Annotated in this window: 22 protein-coding genes; 12 read left to right on the plus strand and 10 right to left on the minus strand. The window is 70.7% G+C overall.

What is annotated here, in order from left to right:
• Window positions 1-219 precede the first annotated feature (219 nt).
• Window positions 220-1,113 carry an alpha/beta fold hydrolase gene (locus PGN23_RS15260; RefSeq protein ID WP_335303867.1) on the minus strand — a complete coding sequence of 298 codons (894 nt, stop codon included), beginning with the start codon at window positions 1,111-1,113 and terminating at the stop codon, window positions 220-222.
• Entirely contained in the window at window positions 1,110-1,418 is a 309-nt protein-coding gene (locus PGN23_RS15265; protein ID WP_335303868.1) for an EthD family reductase, read from the minus strand. Before PGN23_RS15265 ends, PGN23_RS15260 begins: the two co-directional genes overlap by 4 nt.
• A gap of 120 nt (window positions 1,419-1,538) precedes the next feature.
• On the opposite strand from PGN23_RS15265, the gene PGN23_RS15270 reads away from it, so the two are divergent.
• The 5 genes from PGN23_RS15270 (at window position 1,539) to PGN23_RS15290 (ending at window position 6,659) form a co-directional block, all read left to right on the plus strand.
• On the plus strand, window positions 1,539-2,873 hold the full coding sequence (locus PGN23_RS15270; protein ID WP_335303869.1) for a flavin-containing monooxygenase: 1,335 nt from the start codon (window positions 1,539-1,541) through the stop codon (window positions 2,871-2,873).
• Between the two features lie 124 nt (window positions 2,874-2,997).
• Window positions 2,998-4,047 carry an acyl-CoA dehydrogenase family protein gene (locus tag PGN23_RS15275; RefSeq protein ID WP_335303870.1) on the plus strand — a complete coding sequence of 350 codons (1,050 nt, stop codon included), beginning with the start codon at window positions 2,998-3,000 and terminating at the stop codon, window positions 4,045-4,047.
• On the plus strand, window positions 4,044-5,243 hold the full coding sequence (locus PGN23_RS15280) for an acyl-CoA dehydrogenase family protein (RefSeq protein ID WP_335303871.1): 1,200 nt from the start codon (window positions 4,044-4,046) through the stop codon (window positions 5,241-5,243). Before PGN23_RS15275 ends, PGN23_RS15280 begins: the two co-directional genes overlap by 4 nt.
• Window positions 5,244-5,453: 210 nt before the next feature.
• A complete protein-coding gene (locus PGN23_RS15285; protein WP_335303873.1) occupies window positions 5,454-6,230 on the plus strand; it encodes an SDR family oxidoreductase in 777 nt (258 codons plus the stop codon).
• A 33-nt stretch (window positions 6,231-6,263) separates the two neighbouring features.
• The gene (locus tag PGN23_RS15290) at window positions 6,264-6,659 is read left to right on the plus strand and encodes a hypothetical protein (RefSeq protein ID WP_335303874.1); all 396 of its coding nucleotides are present in this window, start codon (window positions 6,264-6,266) and stop codon (window positions 6,657-6,659) included.
• Window positions 6,660-6,701: 42 nt separating this feature from the next.
• Here the strand turns inward: PGN23_RS15290 and PGN23_RS15295 are convergent, their stop codons facing one another.
• The 3 genes from PGN23_RS15295 to lepB are packed head-to-tail and all read right to left on the minus strand — an operon-like array spanning window position 6,702 to window position 8,573.
• Window positions 6,702-7,010 carry an excalibur calcium-binding domain-containing protein gene (locus tag PGN23_RS15295; protein ID WP_335303875.1) on the minus strand — a complete coding sequence of 103 codons (309 nt, stop codon included), beginning with the start codon at window positions 7,008-7,010 and terminating at the stop codon, window positions 6,702-6,704.
• 35 nt (window positions 7,011-7,045) lie between these two features.
• A complete protein-coding gene (rnc, locus tag PGN23_RS15300; RefSeq protein WP_335304624.1) occupies window positions 7,046-7,744 on the minus strand; it encodes a ribonuclease III in 699 nt (232 codons plus the stop codon).
• 13 nt (window positions 7,745-7,757) lie between these two features.
• Window positions 7,758-8,573 (minus strand): signal peptidase I, encoded by an 816-nt coding sequence (gene lepB, locus PGN23_RS15305; protein ID WP_335303876.1) that lies wholly within the window; start codon window positions 8,571-8,573, stop codon window positions 7,758-7,760.
• Between the two features lie 54 nt (window positions 8,574-8,627).
• On the opposite strand from lepB, the gene pgi reads away from it, so the two are divergent.
• From pgi to gorA, 4 genes are read left to right on the plus strand one after another with little or no spacing between them, the layout of a single operon-like run.
• The gene (gene pgi / locus PGN23_RS15310) at window positions 8,628-10,118 is read left to right on the plus strand and encodes a glucose-6-phosphate isomerase (protein WP_335303877.1); all 1,491 of its coding nucleotides are present in this window, start codon (window positions 8,628-8,630) and stop codon (window positions 10,116-10,118) included.
• 50 nt (window positions 10,119-10,168) lie between these two features.
• The gene (locus tag PGN23_RS15315; protein ID WP_335303878.1) at window positions 10,169-10,369 is read left to right on the plus strand and encodes a type II toxin-antitoxin system VapB family antitoxin; all 201 of its coding nucleotides are present in this window, start codon (window positions 10,169-10,171) and stop codon (window positions 10,367-10,369) included.
• Window positions 10,366-10,779 (plus strand): type II toxin-antitoxin system VapC family toxin, encoded by a 414-nt coding sequence (gene vapC, locus PGN23_RS15320; RefSeq protein ID WP_335303879.1) that lies wholly within the window; start codon window positions 10,366-10,368, stop codon window positions 10,777-10,779. Before PGN23_RS15315 ends, vapC begins: the two co-directional genes overlap by 4 nt.
• On the plus strand, window positions 10,780-12,129 hold the full coding sequence (gene gorA / locus PGN23_RS15325) for a glutathione-disulfide reductase (RefSeq protein WP_335303880.1): 1,350 nt from the start codon (window positions 10,780-10,782) through the stop codon (window positions 12,127-12,129).
• Window positions 12,130-12,180: 51 nt separating this feature from the next.
• Here the strand turns inward: gorA and PGN23_RS15330 are convergent, their stop codons facing one another.
• The 5 genes from PGN23_RS15330 to PGN23_RS15350 form a co-directional block, all read right to left on the minus strand.
• Complete coding sequence (locus PGN23_RS15330) at window positions 12,181-12,630, minus strand: hotdog fold thioesterase (RefSeq protein ID WP_335303881.1); 450 nt, start codon at window positions 12,628-12,630, stop codon at window positions 12,181-12,183.
• A complete protein-coding gene (locus PGN23_RS15335) occupies window positions 12,627-13,088 on the minus strand; it encodes a vgr related protein (protein WP_335303882.1) in 462 nt (153 codons plus the stop codon). Before PGN23_RS15335 ends, PGN23_RS15330 begins: the two co-directional genes overlap by 4 nt.
• Window positions 13,085-13,525: a copper chaperone PCu(A)C gene (locus tag PGN23_RS15340; RefSeq protein WP_335303883.1), complete on the minus strand. Its 441-nt coding sequence runs from the start codon at window positions 13,523-13,525 to the stop codon at window positions 13,085-13,087. The genes PGN23_RS15335 and PGN23_RS15340 overlap by 4 nt, the downstream gene beginning before the upstream one ends.
• 76 nt (window positions 13,526-13,601) lie before the next feature.
• The gene (hrpB, locus tag PGN23_RS15345) at window positions 13,602-16,019 is read right to left on the minus strand and encodes an ATP-dependent helicase HrpB (protein WP_335303884.1); all 2,418 of its coding nucleotides are present in this window, start codon (window positions 16,017-16,019) and stop codon (window positions 13,602-13,604) included.
• A gap of 202 nt (window positions 16,020-16,221) precedes the next feature.
• Entirely contained in the window at window positions 16,222-17,226 is a 1,005-nt protein-coding gene (locus PGN23_RS15350; protein ID WP_335303885.1) for an adenosine kinase, read from the minus strand.
• A 243-nt stretch (window positions 17,227-17,469) separates the two neighbouring features.
• On the opposite strand from PGN23_RS15350, the gene PGN23_RS15355 reads away from it, so the two are divergent.
• The 3 genes from PGN23_RS15355 to PGN23_RS15365 are packed head-to-tail and all read left to right on the plus strand — an operon-like array spanning window position 17,470 to window position 19,393.
• Window positions 17,470-18,138 carry an EI24 domain-containing protein gene (locus tag PGN23_RS15355; protein ID WP_335303886.1) on the plus strand — a complete coding sequence of 223 codons (669 nt, stop codon included), beginning with the start codon at window positions 17,470-17,472 and terminating at the stop codon, window positions 18,136-18,138.
• Window positions 18,135-18,497: a hypothetical protein gene (locus tag PGN23_RS15360; RefSeq protein ID WP_335303887.1), complete on the plus strand. Its 363-nt coding sequence runs from the start codon at window positions 18,135-18,137 to the stop codon at window positions 18,495-18,497. The genes PGN23_RS15355 and PGN23_RS15360 overlap by 4 nt, the downstream gene beginning before the upstream one ends.
• Complete coding sequence (locus PGN23_RS15365; RefSeq protein ID WP_335303889.1) at window positions 18,494-19,393, plus strand: ABC transporter ATP-binding protein; 900 nt, start codon at window positions 18,494-18,496, stop codon at window positions 19,391-19,393. Before PGN23_RS15360 ends, PGN23_RS15365 begins: the two co-directional genes overlap by 4 nt.
• Window positions 19,394-19,520: the final 127 nt, after the last annotated feature.

Genomic DNA, 19,520 nt, shown 5'->3' on the forward strand with positions numbered 1-19,520 from the left:
TCGCAACGGCACCCATGCGCGCGGAACCCTGGATGCCGGGACGAGCCCGGCATGACGGGTGAGCGGGGCGAGCGTTTCATGACCGCATCGTCTCCCCGGACTTGATCCGGGGTCCCGCTTTTACGGGCTGTCGCAGAGGAAGTGGGACCCCGGCTCGAGGCCGGGGTGACGGGAGTTACCGACGGCTCAGGCTCCGCCTTCCTCCGCGCGCCGACCATGTCACGCGTCCGGCAGCCACTCCGACAGGATTGCGTTGACCTTCTCCGGCGCCTCCTGCTGCACCCAGTGCGACACACCGGGCAGGCGGCGGATCGTCAGGTCGGCGACGAAGCGCTCTGTCCCGTCGAGCGTCTCCAGGCCCAGCGCCTTGTCCTCCTCGCCCCAGACGATCAGCGTCGGCACGTCGACGCGGCCGCCGTTCTCCAGCGCCAGCCCCTCGCGGTAACGCGCGGCGGCGCGGTACCAGTTGATCATCGCGGTCATCGCGCCCGGGCGCTGCGCCGCCTTGGCATAGACGTCGAGCACCTCGGGGCCGAAGCGCGCCTTGTCGATCGCCATGCCGTGGAAGGCGCGGCGGATCGCGGCGGCGTCGCGCGCCAGCATCATCCGCTCCGGCAGCCACGGCAGCTGGAAGAAGGCCATGTACCAGCTGCGGCGGCGCTGCGCCTTGTGCCTGAGCGCCTCGGCGAAGCAGCGCGGGTGCGGCAGGTTCATCACCACCAGCCGCTCGATCGGGCGGGCGCGGTTGATCGCGAACAGCCATGCGATCGCCCCGCCCCAGTCGTGCGCGATCAGGGTGAGCTTCGTCGCCCCGCTGGCGTCGAACAGCGCGGCGGCGTCCGCGACGAGGCGATCGGCGCGATAGGCATCCACCCCGCCGGGTCGCGACGAGGCGCCGTAACCGCGCTGGTTGGGTGCCCAGACGCGGTAGCCCTTCGCCGCCAGCAGCGGCATCTGCTCGCGCCACGAATAGTTCAGTTCCGGAAAGCCGTGGAGGCACAATGCGAGGTGATCCCCCTCGCCTGCCTCCGCCACCTCGAACGTCAGGCCGCCCGCCGCGACCTCGCGCACGCGGACACCGCTGTCGGGATCGGGCTGCCAGCTGGGCGTCACGCCGCGCGCCGGCTGATCTGGGTATGCGGCACGACGCCGGCGAAGTTGGCGACATCCGCCTGCACCTCCGCGCTGCGCGGGTTCGCCATCGCCTGCTGGAACGCCTCCATCGACGCAAATTCGAGCTGGGCGATCGCGGCGAATGCCGGGTCGCCCGCAAGGCCCGCCAGCGGGTAGTGGACGCTGACGCCGGTGACCGCATCGCCCCACACCTCCTTCGCCAGCGGGAGGTGATGCTCCAGATAATAGCGCTCGTCGAAGGGCTTGGCGGCGTCATACGGGTAGGCGACCGTGAGCGTGACCATGTTCGAACATCCTCTTCGCGCTGGTCGTCCGTCGAGCCTGGGAGGTTGATTCGATCGTCGACCGCGGGCATCATAACTTTCGTTACGGCGGAATGAAAAGGCCGGGCGAGAGGAGCGGGTATGACGGATCGCAAGCGCGCCTGTATCATCGGCGCGGGCTGTTCGGGGTTCACCACGGCCAAGCGGCTGCGGGACGAGGGCATCGCCTTCGACTGTTTCGAGATGTCCGACGATGTCGGCGGGAACTGGTATTACCAGAATCCGAACAATCGCTCCGCCTGCTATCAGAGCCTGCATATCGACACGTCGAAATGGCGGCTGGCGTTCGAGGATTATCCCGTCCCCGCCGACTGGCCCGATTTTCCCAGCCACGCGCAATTGTGGCAGTATTTCAAGGATTACGTCGCGCACTTCGGCTTGCGTGAGACGATCACCTTCAACACCGCGGTGACGCAGGCGGCGCGGCGCGCGGGCGGCGGGTGGCGCGTCACGCTGTCGACCGGCGAGACGCGGGAATACGACGTGCTGTTCGTGTGCAACGGCCACCATTGGGACCCGCGCATCCCCGCCTATCCGGGCACCTTCGACAACCCGCATTTCCACGCGCACGACTATCGCACGCCGTACGATCCGGTCGATCTGCGGGGCAAGAACGTGGTCGTCGTCGGCATGGGCAATTCGGCGATGGATATCGCCAGCGAGCTGTCGCAGCGGCACGTGGCGGGCAACCTGTGGGTCGCGGCGCGGCGCGGGGTGTGGGTGCTGCCCAAGATGGCGGGCGGCAAGCCGATGGACAAATCCGCGATCCCGCCGTGGTTTCCGCGCAAGCTGGGCAAGGCGCTGGCGCGCCGCAAGATCAAGCAGCTGGTCGGGCGGATGGAGGATTACGGCCTGCCCACCCCCGATCACGAGCCGCTGGACGCGCATCCGTCCGTCTCGGGCGAATTCCTGACCCGCGCGTCGTGCGGAGACATCCGGTTCAAGCCGAATATCAAGGCGCTGGAGGGGCGCTACGTCCGGTTCGAGGACGACAGCGTCGAGCCGGTGGACGCGATCATCTATGCCACGGGGTACAAGATCAGCTTCCCGTTCTTCGACGACGCCGCGCTGCTGCCCGACAAGGACAACCGCTTCCCGCTGTTCAAGCGGATGGTGATCCCCGGCGTGCACGACCTGTTCTTCATGGGTCTGGCGCAACCGCTGCCGACGCTGGTGAACTTCGCGGAGCAACAGTCGAAGCTGGCGGCGGCGTATCTGGCCGGACGCTATGCGCTGCCCGACGTGGAGGAGATGCGGCGCATCACCGCGCGCGACGAGGAGGTGGAGCTGGGGGATTACTACCAGTCCGCGCGGCACACGATCCAGGTCGATTTCGGACGCTACGTCGCGGACCTGCACAAGGAGATCGCCGCGGGCGAGAAGCGCGCGAGCGCGATTCAGAAGGTGGCGGCGTGAGGTGCGTTCCCCTTCGTCATGCCGGGCTTGTCCCGGCATCCAGGGTTCCCGGCACATCGCGGGCGTTGGGTGCCCGCAACCCTGGACCCCGGGACGACCCCGGGGTGACGGGGAGTGCGGGGCGGTGACAGCACTCTCCCACGAAGATCGTGCCGCGCTGGTCGATTCCGTCCGGCGGCTGCTCGCGGACCGCTGTACCGAGGCGGACGTGCGGCGCATCATGGACAGCGAGTCCGGACACGACCCGGCGCTGTGGCGCGCCCTCGCCGACATGGGGGTGCCCGGCCTCACCATCGCCGCGGAGCATGGTGGCGCCGGGCTCGGGCCGGTCGAGCTGGAGCTGGTGATGGAGGAAGCGGGGGTGGCGCTGCTCCCCGCCCCGTTGCTGTCGTGCACGATCGCCGCCGCGCTGCTGGCGGACGGCGACGCCGGCGACCTGCTGCCCGGCATCGCCGACGGCTCGTTCATCGCGACGGTGGCGTTTGCGGGGGCGGGCGGCTGGTCGGGCGAGGGCGACGTGATCGTGCGCGGCGGCCGCGCCACCGGCACCGCGCGGTTCGTGACCGATGCCGCGATCGCCGACGCGGTGCTGATCGCGAGCGACGACGGCGCGTACCTGCCGCTGCACGCGCCGCGCGTGACGCCGCTGCCGGTGTTCGACCGCACGCGCCGCATGGCGGACGTGACCTTCTACGGCGAGGTGCGGCGCGTCGGCGACGCCGCGGCGGTGCGCCGCGCGCTCGATCTGGCGGTCGTGGCCCTCGCGGGCGAACAGGCGGGCGTGGCGCGCCGCGTGCTGGAGATGTCGGTCGGCTATGCCGCGGAGCGCCACCAGTTCGGTCGCGCCATCGGCAGCTTCCAGGCGGTGAAGCACATGGCCGCCGACCTGCTGCTGGAGAGCGAGAGTGCGACCAGCGCCGCGCGCGACGCCGCCGAGCATTTGGCGGCGGGGAGCGGCGAGAGGGAGGCGGCGGTGGCGCTCGCCGCCTTCGCCTGCGCCGATGCCGCGGTGCGCTGCACGAAGGATGCGATCCAGATGCACGGCGGCATCGCCTTCACCTGGGCGCACCCGGCGCATCTGTATCTCAGGCGCGCGCGATCCGCAGCGCAAATGTTCGGCGCGTCGCCGCTGTGGCGCGACCGTTACCTGACCGCGCTGGAGGCGATGGCATGACCGACGACGAGGTGCTGCGCGAGGTGCAGGACTGGCTGGCGGCGCACTGGAAGGGGCTGCCCGCGCATCACGAGAGTTTCGGGCGTGACCCGCGTTCCGAATGGCTGGCGCAGGTGCGCGACGCCGGCTGGGCGGTGCCGCGCTGGTCGCGCGACTGGTACGGGCGCGAATTGTCCAACGACCAGGCCAGGATCGTCGAGCGCGCCTTTGCCGCCGCCGGCGCGCCCGGCGCCGGGCAGGACCGCAGCAACCTGTGGGCGAACACCGCGCTGGCGCACGCGACCGACGCGTTCAAGCGCGTCATCGTGCCGCAACTGCTGGCAGGCGAGGTCGGCATGTGCCTGCTGTATTCGGAGCCGGGCGCGGGATCGGACCTGGCGGCGATCCGCACGCGCGCGGACAAGGTGCCGGAGTCGGAGGGCGGCGGCTGGCGCATCACCGGGCAAAAGGTTTGGACGTCGGGCGCGGCGGTGGCCGATTATGGCATGCTGATCGCGCGCACCGACTGGGACGTGCCCAAGCATCGCGGCATCAGCTTCTTCTTCCTGCCGATGAAGCAGGATGGCGTCGAGGTGCGTCCGCTGCGCCAGATCACCGACGAGGCGCATTTCAACGAGGTGTTCATCACCGACGCATTCGTGCCGGAGGCGAACCTGCTGGGCCCGCTGAACGGCGGGTGGGGCGTGCTCCAGACCGCGCTCGCCTATGAACGGTCGGTGATGGGCGACAATGCGCGCGGGCCGCGATCGGGGGCGGGCGGGCCCAAGGGCGACCATTCGCTGCTGGGGCTGGCGCGCGAGGCGGGGAAGCTGGACGATCCGGTCGTGCGGCAGGAGGTGGCGCAGGTGATCGCATGGCGCGTGCTCAACAAGCTGAACACGCGGCGCGCGAAGGCGGAGCTGGCGCAGGGCAATTCGTCCTCGATCATGTCGCTCGGCAAGCTGGCGATGAGCCGCATCCTCCACGAGGAGGCCCGCGTACGCACCCTGCTGCTGGGGGCGGAGAGCCTGCTGGAGGGGCCGGAGCATCCGCGGGCGGAGGATGCCAACTTCCTGGCGCTCAACGCCTATTTCACCTCGATCGGCGGCGGCACCGACCAGATCCAGCGCAACATCATCGGCGAGCGCGTGCTGGGCCTGCCGCGCGAGCCCGAGGTGGATCGCACCGTGCCGTTCCGCGAGGTGCGCGCGGGGTGATGTGGTGTGCCCCGGCGAAGGCGGGACCTTTGCAAAAGGCTACACCGTGCTCCTGCAAACGCAGGAGCCCGGAGTTGCAGGTCCCATAAGGCGTTGTCCTGCTGGGCCCTGGGCTCCTGCCTTCGCAGGAGCACGGTGTGGACTCCGCGTCGTTGCACCCGTTTTTTGCAAAGGTCCCGCCTTCGCCGGGGAAGGAGAGAGGGAAGCTCGATGACCGACCAACGCAGCATCTTCATCACCGGCGGTGCTTCGGGCATCGGGCTGGCGGCCGCGCGGCGGTTTCATGGCGAGGGGTGGCGCGTCGGCATCGGCGACATCGACCATGCGGGGATGGCGCGGGTGGCCGACGAGCTGGGCGTCTTCACCGCCCCGCTCGACGTGCGCGACCGCGCGCAATGGGCCGGGGCGCTCGGCGGGTTCGTCGGCGCAGGCGCGCGGCTCGACGTGCTGCTCAACAACGCGGGCATCGCGCGGTTCGGCATGTTCGAGGAGGTGTCGCCCGACGAATCCGACCTTCAGGTCGACATCAATGTGAAGGGCGTCATCAACGGCGCCTACGCCGCCCTCCCCCACCTGAAGGCCACGGCGGGCGCGAAGCTGGTCAACGTCGCATCGTGCGCGGGATTGTTCGGATCGCCGGGGCTGGCGGTCTATTCCGCGACCAAATTCGCGGTGCGCGGGCTGTCGGAGGCGCTGGACGCGGAGTTCACGCGCCACGGGGTCGGCGTCGCCTGCGTGATGCCGTGGTTCGTCGAGACGCCGATCCTCGATTCGGGATCGGCCGGCACCAACCGCACCCTGCGCGATGCGACCGCGGGCCAGGAGGTCTATACCGTCGAGGAAGCCGCGGACGTCATCTGGCAGGCGGTCCACGGGCGCGAGCGGGATTATATCGTCGGCAAGGCGGGGAAGAAGGTGCGCTTCGCCAGCCGCTTCATGCCGGGGCAGATGCGCAAGCGGCTGAAGGCGGCGTTTGCGGCGGGGTGAGGCTTCTTAACGCCTGACCGATATGGGTGGGCGATGTTCGAGATCCGCTTCGACCCGGCGCAGCGCGTCCTGCACCTGACGCTGTCGGGCTTCTGGACGATGGCGACGGTCGTGCGCTTCGCCGCGGAGATGATGCTCCGCGCGACGATGATACGCGCGCGATACGGCACGTTCGCGACGCTGAGCGACGCGCGCGACTTTCCGATCCAGTCGGCGGCGGTATCGGAACGGTTCGAGCGCATTCGTGCGCGGGGACTGGAAATGAACCTCGGCCCGACGGCGATCGTCGTGGCGTCGCAACTCAGCAAGCTCCAGGCCGAGCGGGTGCTGAAGACCGAGCAGGTTCGCGTCTTCCTCGACAGGGCGGCGGCGGAGGCGTGGCTGGAAGCGCAATGGGCGCTGCATCCGGGGGCGGCAACCGAGGGATGATTTCCTGCCGTCGCGCCGAGAGGCACGAAGGCAGGGGGCAGATCAGTCCCGGATCGGTTCGCACGCCACCCCGTCACCGTCGCCGTCCATGCGGTCGTCGAACCCCGGCTCGCCTCGATAGATCGGCGCGGTCCCGGCGGAGCGGGCGTCGTGGCACCCGCCCCAATGATCGCCGGCGACAGGTTCTCGCGCGCGCCGCATCCCCGTGGCGATGGCGACAACGGCGGCGGCGCGACCGATCCCTGCCCGGCCCTCCGTTTCGAGGGCGAGCGATCCTGCGCCGGCGGCCAGCCCCACCAGACCACCGCCCAGCAATACGTGCGACAAGGATGATGGGCGGCGCGTTCCCATGGCGGGACCGTCGCATGGTGGCGGTGAAAGTTTCCCTAACGCCGACGCTTCTTCCGCTTCGGCACCGCCTGCGCCTCCAGCGTGGCCAGCAGCGCGGTGGCGGCGGCCGTTTCGGCCTCCTGCTTGCTCGCGCCCTCGGCCGTCACCTCGTCCTTGCCGACGCCGACGCGGACAGTGAAGCGCGGCGCGTGGCCGGGGCCGGAGCGCTCGACCAGCGCATAGGCGGGGACCGCACGGCGGTTGGCCGCGGCCCATTCCTGAAGCGCGGATTTCGGATGCTGCGGCGCGCGGTCGTCGGCCTGGATGCGGTCGGCCCACAGGCGACGCACCGCGGCACGCGCGGCGTCGAGCCCGGCGGTGCGATAGAGCGCGCCGAGCAGCGCCTCCATCACGTCGCCCAGCACGTTGTCGCCGTGCTGCGCGCCGTCGTTCTGCGCCTGCTTGCCGAGCCGGACGCGCGCCTCCGCCCCGATCGAGCGCGCCACCGCGGCACAGACCGCGCCGGTGACCAGCGCGTTGAACCGCTTCGACAGCGAACCCTCGGGGTCGTCGGGGAAGGCTTCCGACAGCCATTCCGCCATGACGAGGCCCAGGACACGGTCGCCCAGGAACTCCAGCCGCTCGTAGCTTTGGCCGTCATGGCTGGAATGGGTCAGCGCGCGGACGAACAGCGCGGCGTCGGCCGGGCGCGTCCCGAACGACTGCTCGATCCAGTCCTCCAGCGGCGTACTCAGAAACGCATCCCCGTCAGAACCCCTGCCCGATGCGGCGGAACCGCGCCGCCGACACCCAGGTCCACGGCTTCAGCCACTCCGCCGATCCGTCGGTCGACCAGAAGGTGACGAGCGCCCTCCCCTCGATCCGGTCCATCGGGATGTAGCCCATCCCCTCCGGCGGGGCGAAGCGGCTGTCGGCGCTGTCGTCGCGATTGTCGCCCATCAGGAAGACGGTGCCGGCGGGGACGCGGTAGACGTCGGTATCGTCGGCGCGCGGGATGTTCTCCTGATCCAGCACCTCGTAGCTGCGGCCGTTTGGCAGCGTCTCGCGAAAGCGCGGGTAGCGGCAGATCGCAGCACCGTCGGCATCGACGTCCTGGAACGCGGTGCCGCATTTTTCCGACGGGAAATTGGGCGTGATCGGCACGATGAAATCGGCCACGCGATCCTTGGGCACGGCGCGGCCGTTCAGGAACAGCTGGCCGCCGCGCATCTGCACCGTATCGCCGGGCAGCCCGATCACGCGCTTGATGACGTCGTGATCGTCCGGCCCCATCGAGCGGAACACGACCGTGTCGCCGCGCGTCGGATCGCGACCGAAGATTCGCCCCGGGATCAACGGGATGCCCCAGGGCAGCGACCAGCGCGAATAGCCGTAGTTCCACTTCGACACGAACAGATAGTCGCCGATCAGCAACCGCGGCAGCATGGACTCGGACGGGATCGAGAAGGGCGCGAAGATGAAGCTGCGCAGGATGAAGACGAACAACGCCAGCTTCAGGAAGAAGCGGATCGATTCGCTCGTTTCCGAACGCGCGGGCTTGCCGGTCGCAACAGGGGTGGCCATGTCGCACCGCGTCGCCTAACGGCGCGGGCGCGTCAAGCGAAAGGGAAGTCTCATATGGCCGATTGGTCTGCGATCGAAGCACTGCCCAACGAGCGGCTGGAAACGCTGTTCGCGAACGACGCCGAGCGGTTGCGGCGGCTGTCGCTGGACGTCGCCGGCATCCATTTCGACTGGTCGAAGACGCATCTGACGCCCGACGCGGTGGCGGCGTTCGAGGCGCTGGCGAAGCAGGTGGACCTGGCCGGCAAGCGCGAGGCGATGTTCGGCGGCAGCCACGTCAACGTGACCGAGGATCGTCCGGTCGAGCACACCGCCGAGCGCGGCGAGGGCAAGGCCGAGAGCGTGTCGCGCGCCGCCTCCTATCACGCCCGCATGCGCGCGGTGATCGACGCGATCGAGGCGGAGGCCTTCGGGCCGATCCGCCACGTCCTGCACGTCGGCATCGGCGGTTCCGCGCTGGGGCCGCACCTGCTGGTCGATGCGCTGGGGCGCGACAGCGACCGCTATGACGTGGCGATCGTCTCCAATGTCGACGGCGTGGCGCTGGACGATGTCTTCGACCGTTTCGACCCGGCGACCACGCTGCTGGCGGTGGCGTCCAAGACCTTCACCACGACCGAGACGATGATGAACGCCGAGAGCGTCATCGAGTGGATGAGCGGCGCGGGCGTCGCGGACCCGTATGGCCGCGTCATCGCGATCACCGCCTCGCCCGAGAAGGCGATCGAATGGGGCGTCGACGAGACGCGCGTCCTGCCCTTCTCCGAAGGGGTCGGCGGGCGCTATTCGCTGTGGTCGTCGATCGGCTTCCCCGCCGCGATCAAGCTGGGCTGGGAGCAGTTCCAGGAGCTGCTGGAGGGCGCCGCCGAGATGGACCGCCACTTCCGCCTGTCCGCGCTGCACGAGAACGCGCCCGCGCTCGCGGCATTCGCGGACCTCTATTACACCCAGGTCCGTGGGTGCGAGACGCGTGCGCCCTTCGCCTATGACGAGCGGCTGCGGCTGCTGCCGAGCTACCTTCAGCAGCTGGAGATGGAGTCGAACGGCAAGAGCGTGACCGCCGACGGCCGGCCGGTCGGCCGCCCGACCGCGCCAATCACCTGGGGCGGCGTGGGCACCGATGCGCAGCATGCGGTGTTCCAGCTGCTGCACCAGGGCACGCACCTGATCCCGGTCGAGTTCCTGGCCGTGATCGAGCCGGGCGACACGCTGCCTGCGGAGCATCACCGCCAGTTGCTGCTCAACGCCTTCGCGCAGGGTGCCGCGCTGATGAAGGGCAAGCAGGTCGACGATCCGGCGCGCAGCTATGCCGGCGACCGCCCGTCGTCGACGCTGCTGCTCGACCGCCTCGACGCGCGGACGCTCGGCGCGCTGATCGCCTTCTACGAGCATCGCACGTTCGTGAACGGCGTGCTGCTGGGGATCAATTCGTTCGACCAGTTCGGGGTCGAGCTGGGCAAGGAAATGGCGAAGGCCGCGGCCAAGGGCGGCGGCGACTTCGACCCTTCCACCACCGACCTGATCGCGCGCGCCGGTCTGGCGTAGGCGGCGCGGCACGCCTATGTGTATGGCTCTGCGGAGCCATACACATGCGGATGACACTCAACATCGACGACCAGCTCCTTGCGCTTGCCGTCCGGTCCAGCGGCAAGCGGACGCGTAGCGAGGCGGTCGAGGAAGCCCTGCGCCGTATGATCGCCATCAACCAGCAGGAAGCGCTCCTGTCCTTGCGCGGCATCGGGTGGGAAGGTGACTTGGACGACATGCGGACGAGCAAATACATTCCAGCCGAATGATCATTCTCGTCGTTTCCAGTATCTGGATTGATCTGTTTCGCGGCCGTTCGACGGTCGGCACGGCGGCGTTGGAAACCCTCATCAAACGTCGGCGGGTTGCCATCGGCGACCTGATCCTGACCGAAGTGCTCCAAGGCTTCAAACGTGAGACGGAATTCGAACGAGCACGGCAGACGCTGCTGCTCGCCGCGCCGTTAACGATCGTCGATGAAGAAGTCGCGCTGCAAGCCGCCCGCCACTACCGCACGCTGCGCGACCGCGGCATCACCGTGCGCAAGACGATCGACACGCTGATCGCCACGCGCTGCATCCTCGATCGCACCCCGCTGTTGTACAGCGACCGCGATTTCGACCCGTTCGTCCAGCATCTCGGCCTCCGGTCGGCGATGGACCTGCCCGGAGTGACCTGAATGCCCGAGTTCGACTACGATCTGTTCGTCATCGGTGCCGGTTCCGGCGGCACGCGTGCGGCGCGCGTGTCGGCGGCGCACGGTGCGCGCGTGGCGGTGGCGGAGGAATATCGCGTCGGCGGCACCTGCGTCATCCGCGGCTGCGTGCCCAAGAAGCTGCTCGTCTACGGTGCGCATTTCGCCGAGGACCTGCGCGATGCGCGCCACTTCGGCTGGGACGTGCCCGACGACTGCAACTTCCACTGGCCGCGGCTGCGCGACAACGTGCTGAAGGAAGTCGACCGGATCAACCAGGCGTACACCGCCACGCTGGAATCGAACGGCGCGGAGATCATCCACCAGCGCGCCACCGTCTCGGGCCCGAACGAGGTGACGCTGGCGGACGGGGCGAAGAAGACCGCGAAGACGATCCTGATCGCGGTCGGTGCGCATCCCGCGGTGCCGGAATGCCCCGGGCACGAACACGGCATCACCTCCAACGAGGCGTTCCACCTGGAGGCGATCCCCAAGCGCATTCTGATCGCTGGCGCGGGCTATATCGCCAACGAGTTCGCGGGCGTGTTTCACCAATTGGGCGCGCACGTCATCCTGATGAACCGGACGAAGGAGATCCTGCGCGGCTACGACCTGCAGATCCGCGACCGGCTGCTCCAGATCAGCATGATGAAGGGGCTGGAATTCCGCTTCGACGCCGCCTTCCAGGGGATCGAGAAGATGGAGGACGGCTGCCTGAAGGTGAGCATGGCCAACCACGAGCCGGCGATCGTCGACATGGTGATGTTCGCGACCGGGCGGAAGCCGAACACGCACGGTCTGGGGCTGGACACCGCCGGGGTCGAACTGGACGACATGGGCGCGGTGAAGGTGGACGGCGACAACCGCAGCACCTGCCCGTCGATCTACGCGGTGGGCGATGTGACCAACCGTATCCAGCTGACTCCGGTCGCGATCCGCGAGGGGCAGGCGTTCGCGGACAATCTGTTCGGCAAGGGCGGCGCGACGGTCGATTACGACTGCGTTCCCTCCGCGGTGTTCAGCCATCCGCCGCTCGCGGGCGTCGGCATGACCGAGGCGGAGGCGCGGCAGAAGCTGGGATCGGTGAAGGTCTATTCCAGCGACTTCCGCCCGATGAAGAACGTGCTGGCCGGGCGCGACGAGCGCGCGCTGTACAAGATGGTGTGCGACGGGGAGACCGACCGCGTCGTCGGTATCCATATGATCGGCCCCGACGTGCCCGAGATCATCCAGAGCGCCGCGGTGGCGGTGAAGGCGGGACTGACCAAGGCGCAGTTCGACGCCACGGTGGCGCTGCACCCGACGATGGCGGAGGAACTGGTGCTGTTGAAGTGATCGTGCTCCTGCGCACGCAGGAGCACGGTGAAGCGCGGGGTGACGTTCGACCTACCCCGCCGCCACCCCGCCGCGCCCGGTCGGAATGACCGCGGCGGTCATGCGCGCGACGCACACCAGCCGCCCATCCTCGTCCTCGATCCGGATCGACCAGACCTGGCTGGTGCGGCCGCGCGCCTCGGCGCGGGCGGTGGCGTAGACGAAGCCGTCGCCGGCGGGGCGGATGTGGTTCGCGTTGATCTCCATGCCCACGGCGGCGGATACCGCGGGGTCGACGGTCATCGCCGCGGCGACCGAGGCGACCGTCTCCGCCAGCGCGACCGAGGCGCCGCCGTGGAGCCGGCCGTAGGGCTGCTTCGTCCGCTCGTTCACCGGCATCCGCGCCCTGATCCAGTCGTCGCCCGCCTCGACGAACTCGATGCCGAGGAATCCGGGCATGGAGGTCGCCCCGGTGCGCGTCATCGCGGCCAGATCGGGGGTACCGGCGTGCCAGATCGTCATGATGTTCCTCCGAAAGGCAGGATGGATTCGTAGCTGTCGAGCGGCGGCGCGCCGGGCACGGTCCGCCCGCGGCGCAGCAGGAAGGCGTGGCGGACGATCTCCGCCTGCTGTTCGATGCCGTAGCGCCGAAGCGGCCAGCCGGGGCGGACGCTGTAATAATAGCGGCAGAAGGGATGGCGCGCGAGCGGCAGGCATATCCCCTGCTGATGCTGCCACACGTGGCACATCTCGTGGATGAACAACCCCTGCGCGTCGAGCGGAGCGGCGGCGAAATCGTCGCGGCACAGCCCGCCCCGGGGGTGGAAGTGGATATGCCCGCGCGGCGCCATGACCACGTCGGCGGGCTGGAAGAAGGCCCATTTGCGCCGGACGATCGTCACCGGCGCATAGTCGATCGCATCGCCGTAGACCGACCGCGCCAGCGCGATCTCGCCCGGGGTCAGCGGGCGCGCGGTCAATGCGGCGCCGCCTCGCCCGCGCCGACGACCTGCGCCGCGGCCTCCACCGCATGACCATCGGCGAAGCGGAAGGTCAGCGGCAACGTCGCGCCGGCGGTCACGGTGGCGGGGACGCCGAACATCATCGCGTGATAGCCCCCCGGCGCGAGCTTCGCGGCACCGCCGGCCGCGACGGGGAGCGCGGCGACGGCGTCCATCGCCATCATCCCGTTGCCGGTCATGCGGCTTTCGTGAAGCTCGATCCGCGCGACGCCGGGGGCGGTGATCTGCACCAGCTGCGCGTCCTTCGCGCCGCCGTGGAGCACGGCATAAGCGGCGGCGGGGCGGCCGGGGACGGCGGCGAGGCGGACCCAGGCGTCGCTGACGGTCGGGGTGGCGGGCGCCTGCGAGCAGGCGGCGACCAGCAGGGCGGCGGCGATCGTGGCGAAACGGCGCATCGGTTCTTCCTTCGTGTCGTATCGGATTAGGGAGCGTAGCGGATGGCGGCAACTCCCCCGCAGTGACGACGAGTCATTACGACCGCCGCCGCGCATCCGCGTTCTTCGTGCGCAGCGTCGCCGCCGCGCCGGCGGGGTCGTCGGGCCAGGGATGGCGCGGGTAGCGCCCGCGCATCTCCTTCGCCACCGCGCTCCAGCTGCCGCGCCAGAAGCCGGGCAGGTCGCGCGTGGTCTGGATCGGACGGCCGGCCGGGCTGGTGAGCGACAGGACGAGCGGCACGCGCCCCTCCCCCACCACCGGATGCGCCGACACGCCGAACAGGGCCTGGACGCGCAATTCCACCGTCGGCCCGGCCTCCGCCCCATAGTCGATCGCATGGGTGGAGCCCGCGGGGCTGGTGAACGAGGCGGGGGCGAGGCGGTCGATCTGCCGCATCGCGTCCCAGCCGGCGAGCGTGCGCAGCGCCTCGACCAGGGCGCCGGGCGGAATCGCGTCGAGCCGGCGGCGCCCCTCGACCAGCGCGGGGAGCCAGTCGTCGAGGCGGTCGAGCAGCGTCGCATCGTCGAGCGCGACGCCGGCATAGGCGGCGCGCGTGCGCAGCGCCTGCGCGCCCTCCGACCAGGGCAGCAGCGACAGGCCGTACGTCCTCACCCCCTCCACCAGCGCGTCGGCGATCGCGGCGGGATCGGCGGCGGTGTCGGGGCCGCTGGACAGGCGGATCGCGCCCAGCCTGCGTTCGCGCAAGGGCTGGACCGCGCCGGTCGCGGGGTCGAAGGCGGCGGTGCGGCGGGTTTCGAGGCGATCGGCGAACATGCGCTCCACCTCGGCCGGGTCGATCGCCGCGGCCGAGAGGATGCGCGCCCCCGCCGCCATCCCCTGCGTCTCGGCGACTGCAAGCCATTCGGCACGCGCCAGCGGGGAGGTGGCGTCGAGCCTGAACCCGCGCCCGCCGGCGGAGGCCCAGCGCTCGCCGCCGGCGTCGCGGCGTTTCGCGACGCGGTCGGGGAAGGCGAGCGCGATACAGCCCGCGATCGTCCCCTCGCCGCCTGCGCCCTTCACCATCCCCGCCCAGCGACGCGCCAGCCCGCGCGCGCTTTCCGCCTTGGGCGAGCGGTCGCCGCGCCAGCGTCGCCACCGCAGCTCCAGATCGGCGTCGTTGCCGCCCAGCCCGCGCTCCTGCAACAGCACCGCGACCTCGGCGGCGAGGCGCTTGTCGGGCGCGAGCAGCAGCATGTGCGCGAGCCGCGGCGACATCGGGAGCGCCGCCATCGCGCGGCCATGCGCGGTCGGGCGGCCGTCGTCATCCAGCGCGCCCAGCGTGGCGAGCCGCGCGCGCGCCTCCGCCACCGCCGCCTCGGGCGGCGGGTCGAGCCAGGCGAGCGAGCGCGGGTCCGCCACGCCCCAGATCGCGGTGGCGAGCAGCAGCGCGGACAGGTCCGCCTCCAGGATCTCGGGCGGGTCGAAGCGCGGCATTCCCGCGGTCGCCGCCTCCTCCCACAAGCGATAGGCGACGCCCAGTCCCTGTCGCGCTGCGCGCCCGGCGCGCTGGGTGGCGGCGGCCTGGCTCTCGCGCTCGGTCACCAGCCGCGTCATGCCCGCGGCGCGATCGTAGCGCGGGCGGCGCGCGAGCCCCGAATCGACGACGATGCGGATGCCGTCCAGCGTCAGGCTGGTTTCCGCGATCGACGTGGCGAGCACCAGCTTGCGCGCGCCGTCGGGCTCGGGGCGGATCGCGGCGCGCTGCGCGGCGGGGTCCAGGCTGCCGTGGAGGCGGTGGAGACGGACGCCGGGCAGGTCGGGGAGACGCTCGGCGGTCCGCTCGATCTCGGCGACGCCGGGCAGGAAGGCGAGCAGCCCGCCCTCCGCCTCCGCCAGCGCGCGGCGGATCGCGGCGGCCATGCCGTCCTCGATCCGCGCCTCCGCGGCGCGGCCGATATGGCGCAGGTCGAGCGGGTGGCTGCGCCCTTCGCTCTCGATCACCGGCGCGCCGTTCATCAACGCGGCGAAGCGCGCGCCGTCCAGCGTCGCGGACATGGCGACGATGCGCAGGTCGGGGCGCAACGCCCCCTGCGCGTCGAGCGCGAGCGCGAGGCCGAAGTCGCCGTCGAGGCTGCGTTCGTGAACCTCGTCGAAGAGGATCGCGGCGACGCCCGCCAGTTCGGGATCGTCCTGCAACCGCGCAGTCAGGATGCCTTCGGTCACGACCGTGACGCGGGTCGCGGCGGAGCGCCTGGTATCGAGCCGCGTGGCATAGCCGAAGGTGCGCCCGACGGGCTCGTCGGCGAGCGCGGCCATCCGCTCCGCGGCGGCGCGCGCGGCGAGGCGGCGCGGCGAGGTGACGAGGACCTCGCCCGTGCACCACGGCTCGGCCAGCAGCGCGGGCGCGACCGCGGTGGTCTTGCCCGCGCCGGGCGGGGCGACCAGCACCGCCGCCGGCCCCGCCCGCAATGCGGCGAGCAGGTCGGGGAGGACGGCGTGGATCGGGAGGGTCATGCAGGCGGCCCTAGCGCGATCGGGGGCCGGGGTGAAAGCGGGACGGTCGCCCCACCTACCACGTCACCCCGGACTTGTTCCGGGGTCCAGGGGTCCGCACGAAGCGGTCAGCGAGGTTCATGGAACCCTGGATGCCGGGACAAGCCCGGCATGACGGGTGACGACGGCGTCATTTCCGCCCGCCCCCCCGGGACCACACGGATCACACGTGCGCGGTCAGCGCCTTCAGGTCGACGATCGGGCGTGCGCCGAAATGCTGGATCACCTCCGCGGCGCAGATCGCGCCCATCGTGAGCGAGGCCTCCAGCGACCGCCCGCGCGCCTGACCGTGGAGGAAGCCCGCGGCGAACAGGTCGCCGGCCCCCGTGGTGTCGACCACCTTCTCGATCGGTTGCGCGGGGACGGTGACGCGCTCGTCACCCGCCACCGCCATCGCGCCACGCTCGGCGAGGGTGACGACGACCAGCGGCACCTTGCCCGACACCGCGGCGACCGCGGCATCGACCGACGACGTCTCGGTCAGGAACATGATCTCCGCCTCGTTGGCGAACAGAACGTCGATCAGCCCGGCGTCGATCAGCTCGTGGAAGGCGGCGCGGTGGCGATCGATCACGAATTCCGCCGACAGCGTGAAGGCGACCTTGCGCCCCGCGGCGCGCGCGATGTCGATCGCGGCGCGCATCGCGGCGCGCGGTTCCTCGGGATCCCACAGATAGCCCTCCAGATACAGATAGCGCGCGTCCGCGATCAGCGTCGCGTCGAGCTGGTCGGCGGGCAGATAGTGCGACGCGCCCAAGAAGGTGTTCATCGTGCGCTGCCCGTCCGGCGTCACGAAGATCAGGCAGCGGCCGGTGGTGGGAGCGCCGGCGCGCGCGGGCGTGTCGAAGCGGATGCCGGCGGCGCGGATGTCGTGCGCGAACACCTCGCCCAGCTGGTCGTCGGCGACCTGACCGATGAAGGCGCACGCGCTGCCCAGCGTCGCCATGCCCGCGATCGTGTTCGCCGCGGAGCCGCCCGACACTTCCTGCCCCGGTCCCATCCTGGCATAGAGCGCGTCGGCCTCCTCCGGCGAGAAGACGAGCGCCATCGCGCCCTTCGTCATGCCGTTGTCGGCGATGAAATCGTCCTGCGCGGGAGACAGGATGTCGACGATGGCATTGCCGATGGCGACGATGTCGTAATGGGGTTCGGGGCGGGAGTCGGTCACGGGGGGCCTTTCGGGAAAGAACGCGAGGAGCCCCGCAACCTCCGTTCGTGCTGAGGAGGCATCGAGCGAAGTCGAGAGGCCGTCTCGAAGCACAAGCGCTGCGCTTACCCTTCGAGACGGGTCCTCGACAAGCTCGGCCCCTCCTCAGGGCGAACGGAGGGGGTGGCGGGGCGATGTTGGCCCGCGCGGTAAAGGGCGCCTGGCACTTGCGCAACCATTGCGACCCCGCAACGCTATGACGGGATGATCCGCGCCTTCCTCCTGTCGCTGGGCCAGCTCGGCGATCCGCCGGTGCTGCGCGTGCTGGCGGCGTCGCTCGCGATCACGCTCGCGCTGTTCGCCGCGCTGGGTGCGGGGCTATGGTGGGGGATCGACGCGGCGCTGGCCGGATGGACGTGGCACGGCACGCTGGCGGGAATCGCCGCGGCGTTCGCGACCGCGCTTGCGGGATGGCTGCTGTTCCGCGCGGTCGCGGTGCTGGTGGTCGGGCTGTTCGCGGACACGATCGTCGCCGCGGTGGAGCGGCGGCATTATCCCCACGCACTCGCCGGCGCGCGCGACGTGCCGTTCCACCGCGGCCTGGCGATGGGGCTGGCGTCGGCGGGGCGGTTCGTCGCGGTCAATTTGGCGCTGTCGCCGCTCTACCTGCTGCTGCTGCCGACCGGGGTGGGCACGCCGATCGCCTTTTCGACCGCCAACGCCTGGCTGCTGGGGCGCGACCTGGGCGACATGGTGGCGGTGCGGCACATGGATGCCGCGGCGATGCGGGGCTGGCGTGCGGCGACCGCGGGGCGGCGGTTCGCGCTGGGGCTTGCGGGAACCGCGCTGTTCGTGGTTCCGCTGGTCAACATCCTCGCCCCCGTGCTGGGGGCGGCGATGGCGACGCATCTATTCCACGGAACCCGCCGATGAAGCCTGTTGCCGCCCTCCTGCTGCTCGCCCCGCTCGCGGCGTGCGCGACCGACACCGCCTCGACCGCGGCGCCCCCGGTGCTGGCGCCGATCCCGCAGGCCGGGTTGCAGACGGTGATGGGGCAGGACGCCGCCGCGCTGGTTCGCGGGTTCGGCACGCCCGACGCCGACGTGCGCGAAGGGACCGCGCGCAAGCTGCAATTCTCCAGCGCGATCTGTATCATGGACGCCTATCTCTACCCCGCGAAGGCGGGCGCCGAGCCGCGCGTCAGCTGGGTCGATACGCGGCAGCGCGACGGCAGCGCGATCGACCGCGCCAGCTGCGTGGCCGCGCTCGCGCGGCGGACCGGGGGCAAGTGAACGCGGTCGAGGCGACCGGGCTGGTCAAGCGCTTCGGCACCCGCCGCGTCGTCGACGGCGTCGACCTGAGCGTGCCGGCGGGTGCGATCTACGGCGTGCTCGGCCCCAATGGCGCGGGCAAGACGACGACGCTGCGGATGATGCTGGGCATCATCGAGCCCGACGCGGGCATGCGCACGCTGCTGGGCGCGGCGCACCCGCGCGACGCGGGCGACCGCGTCGGCTATCTGCCCGAGGAGCGCGGGCTGTATCCCGCGATGAAGGCCCGCGAGGCGATCGCCTTCATGGGGGCGCTGCGCGGGCTCGACTGGCGCACGGGCCGCGCGCGCGCGGGCGACCTGCTGGAGGCGGCGGGGCTGGCGCAGGCGGCCGACCAGAAGATCCGCAAGCTGTCCAAGGGGATGGCGCAGCTCGTCCAGCTGCTGGGGTCGGTGGTGCATCGCCCCGACCTGCTGGTGCTGGACGAGCCCTTCTCCGGGCTCGACCCGGTCAACCAGGAACGGCTGGAGGCGCTGATCCTGGCCGAGCGCGACCGCGGGGCGACGATCCTGTTCTCCACGCACGTCATGGCGCATGCGCAGCGGCTTTGCGACCGGCTGGCGATCATCGCGGGCGGGCGACGCCGGTTCGAGGGGACGGTCGACGAGGCGCGCGGCACGCTGCCGCAGCAGGTGCATTACGTGCCGCATCGCCCCGATTCCGCGATCGTCGCGATCCTGCCGCCGGATGCGCGCGCGGAGGGCGACGGCTGGCGCTTCGCGCTGCCGGCGGAGGGGATCGAGGGATTGCTGAAGCGGCTGATCGACGCGGGATACGGCATCGCGGGGCTATCGATCGAGCGGCCCGGGCTGCACGAGGCGTTCGTGCGGATCGTGGGCGGGGCGCAGGCGCAATGATGGGACGGCGCCTCCCGGCCTCCGCCACGCCGTGCTCCTGCGCAGGCAGGAGCCCAGAGCCCGGCAGAGCCACGTCCGTGACGAACAGCAACCCTGGGCTCCTGCGTTCGCAGGAGCATTGCAATTA

This window comes from Sphingomonas adhaesiva (assembly GCF_036946125.1).
GTDB classification, from domain to species: domain Bacteria; phylum Pseudomonadota; class Alphaproteobacteria; order Sphingomonadales; family Sphingomonadaceae; genus Sphingomonas; species Sphingomonas adhaesiva_A.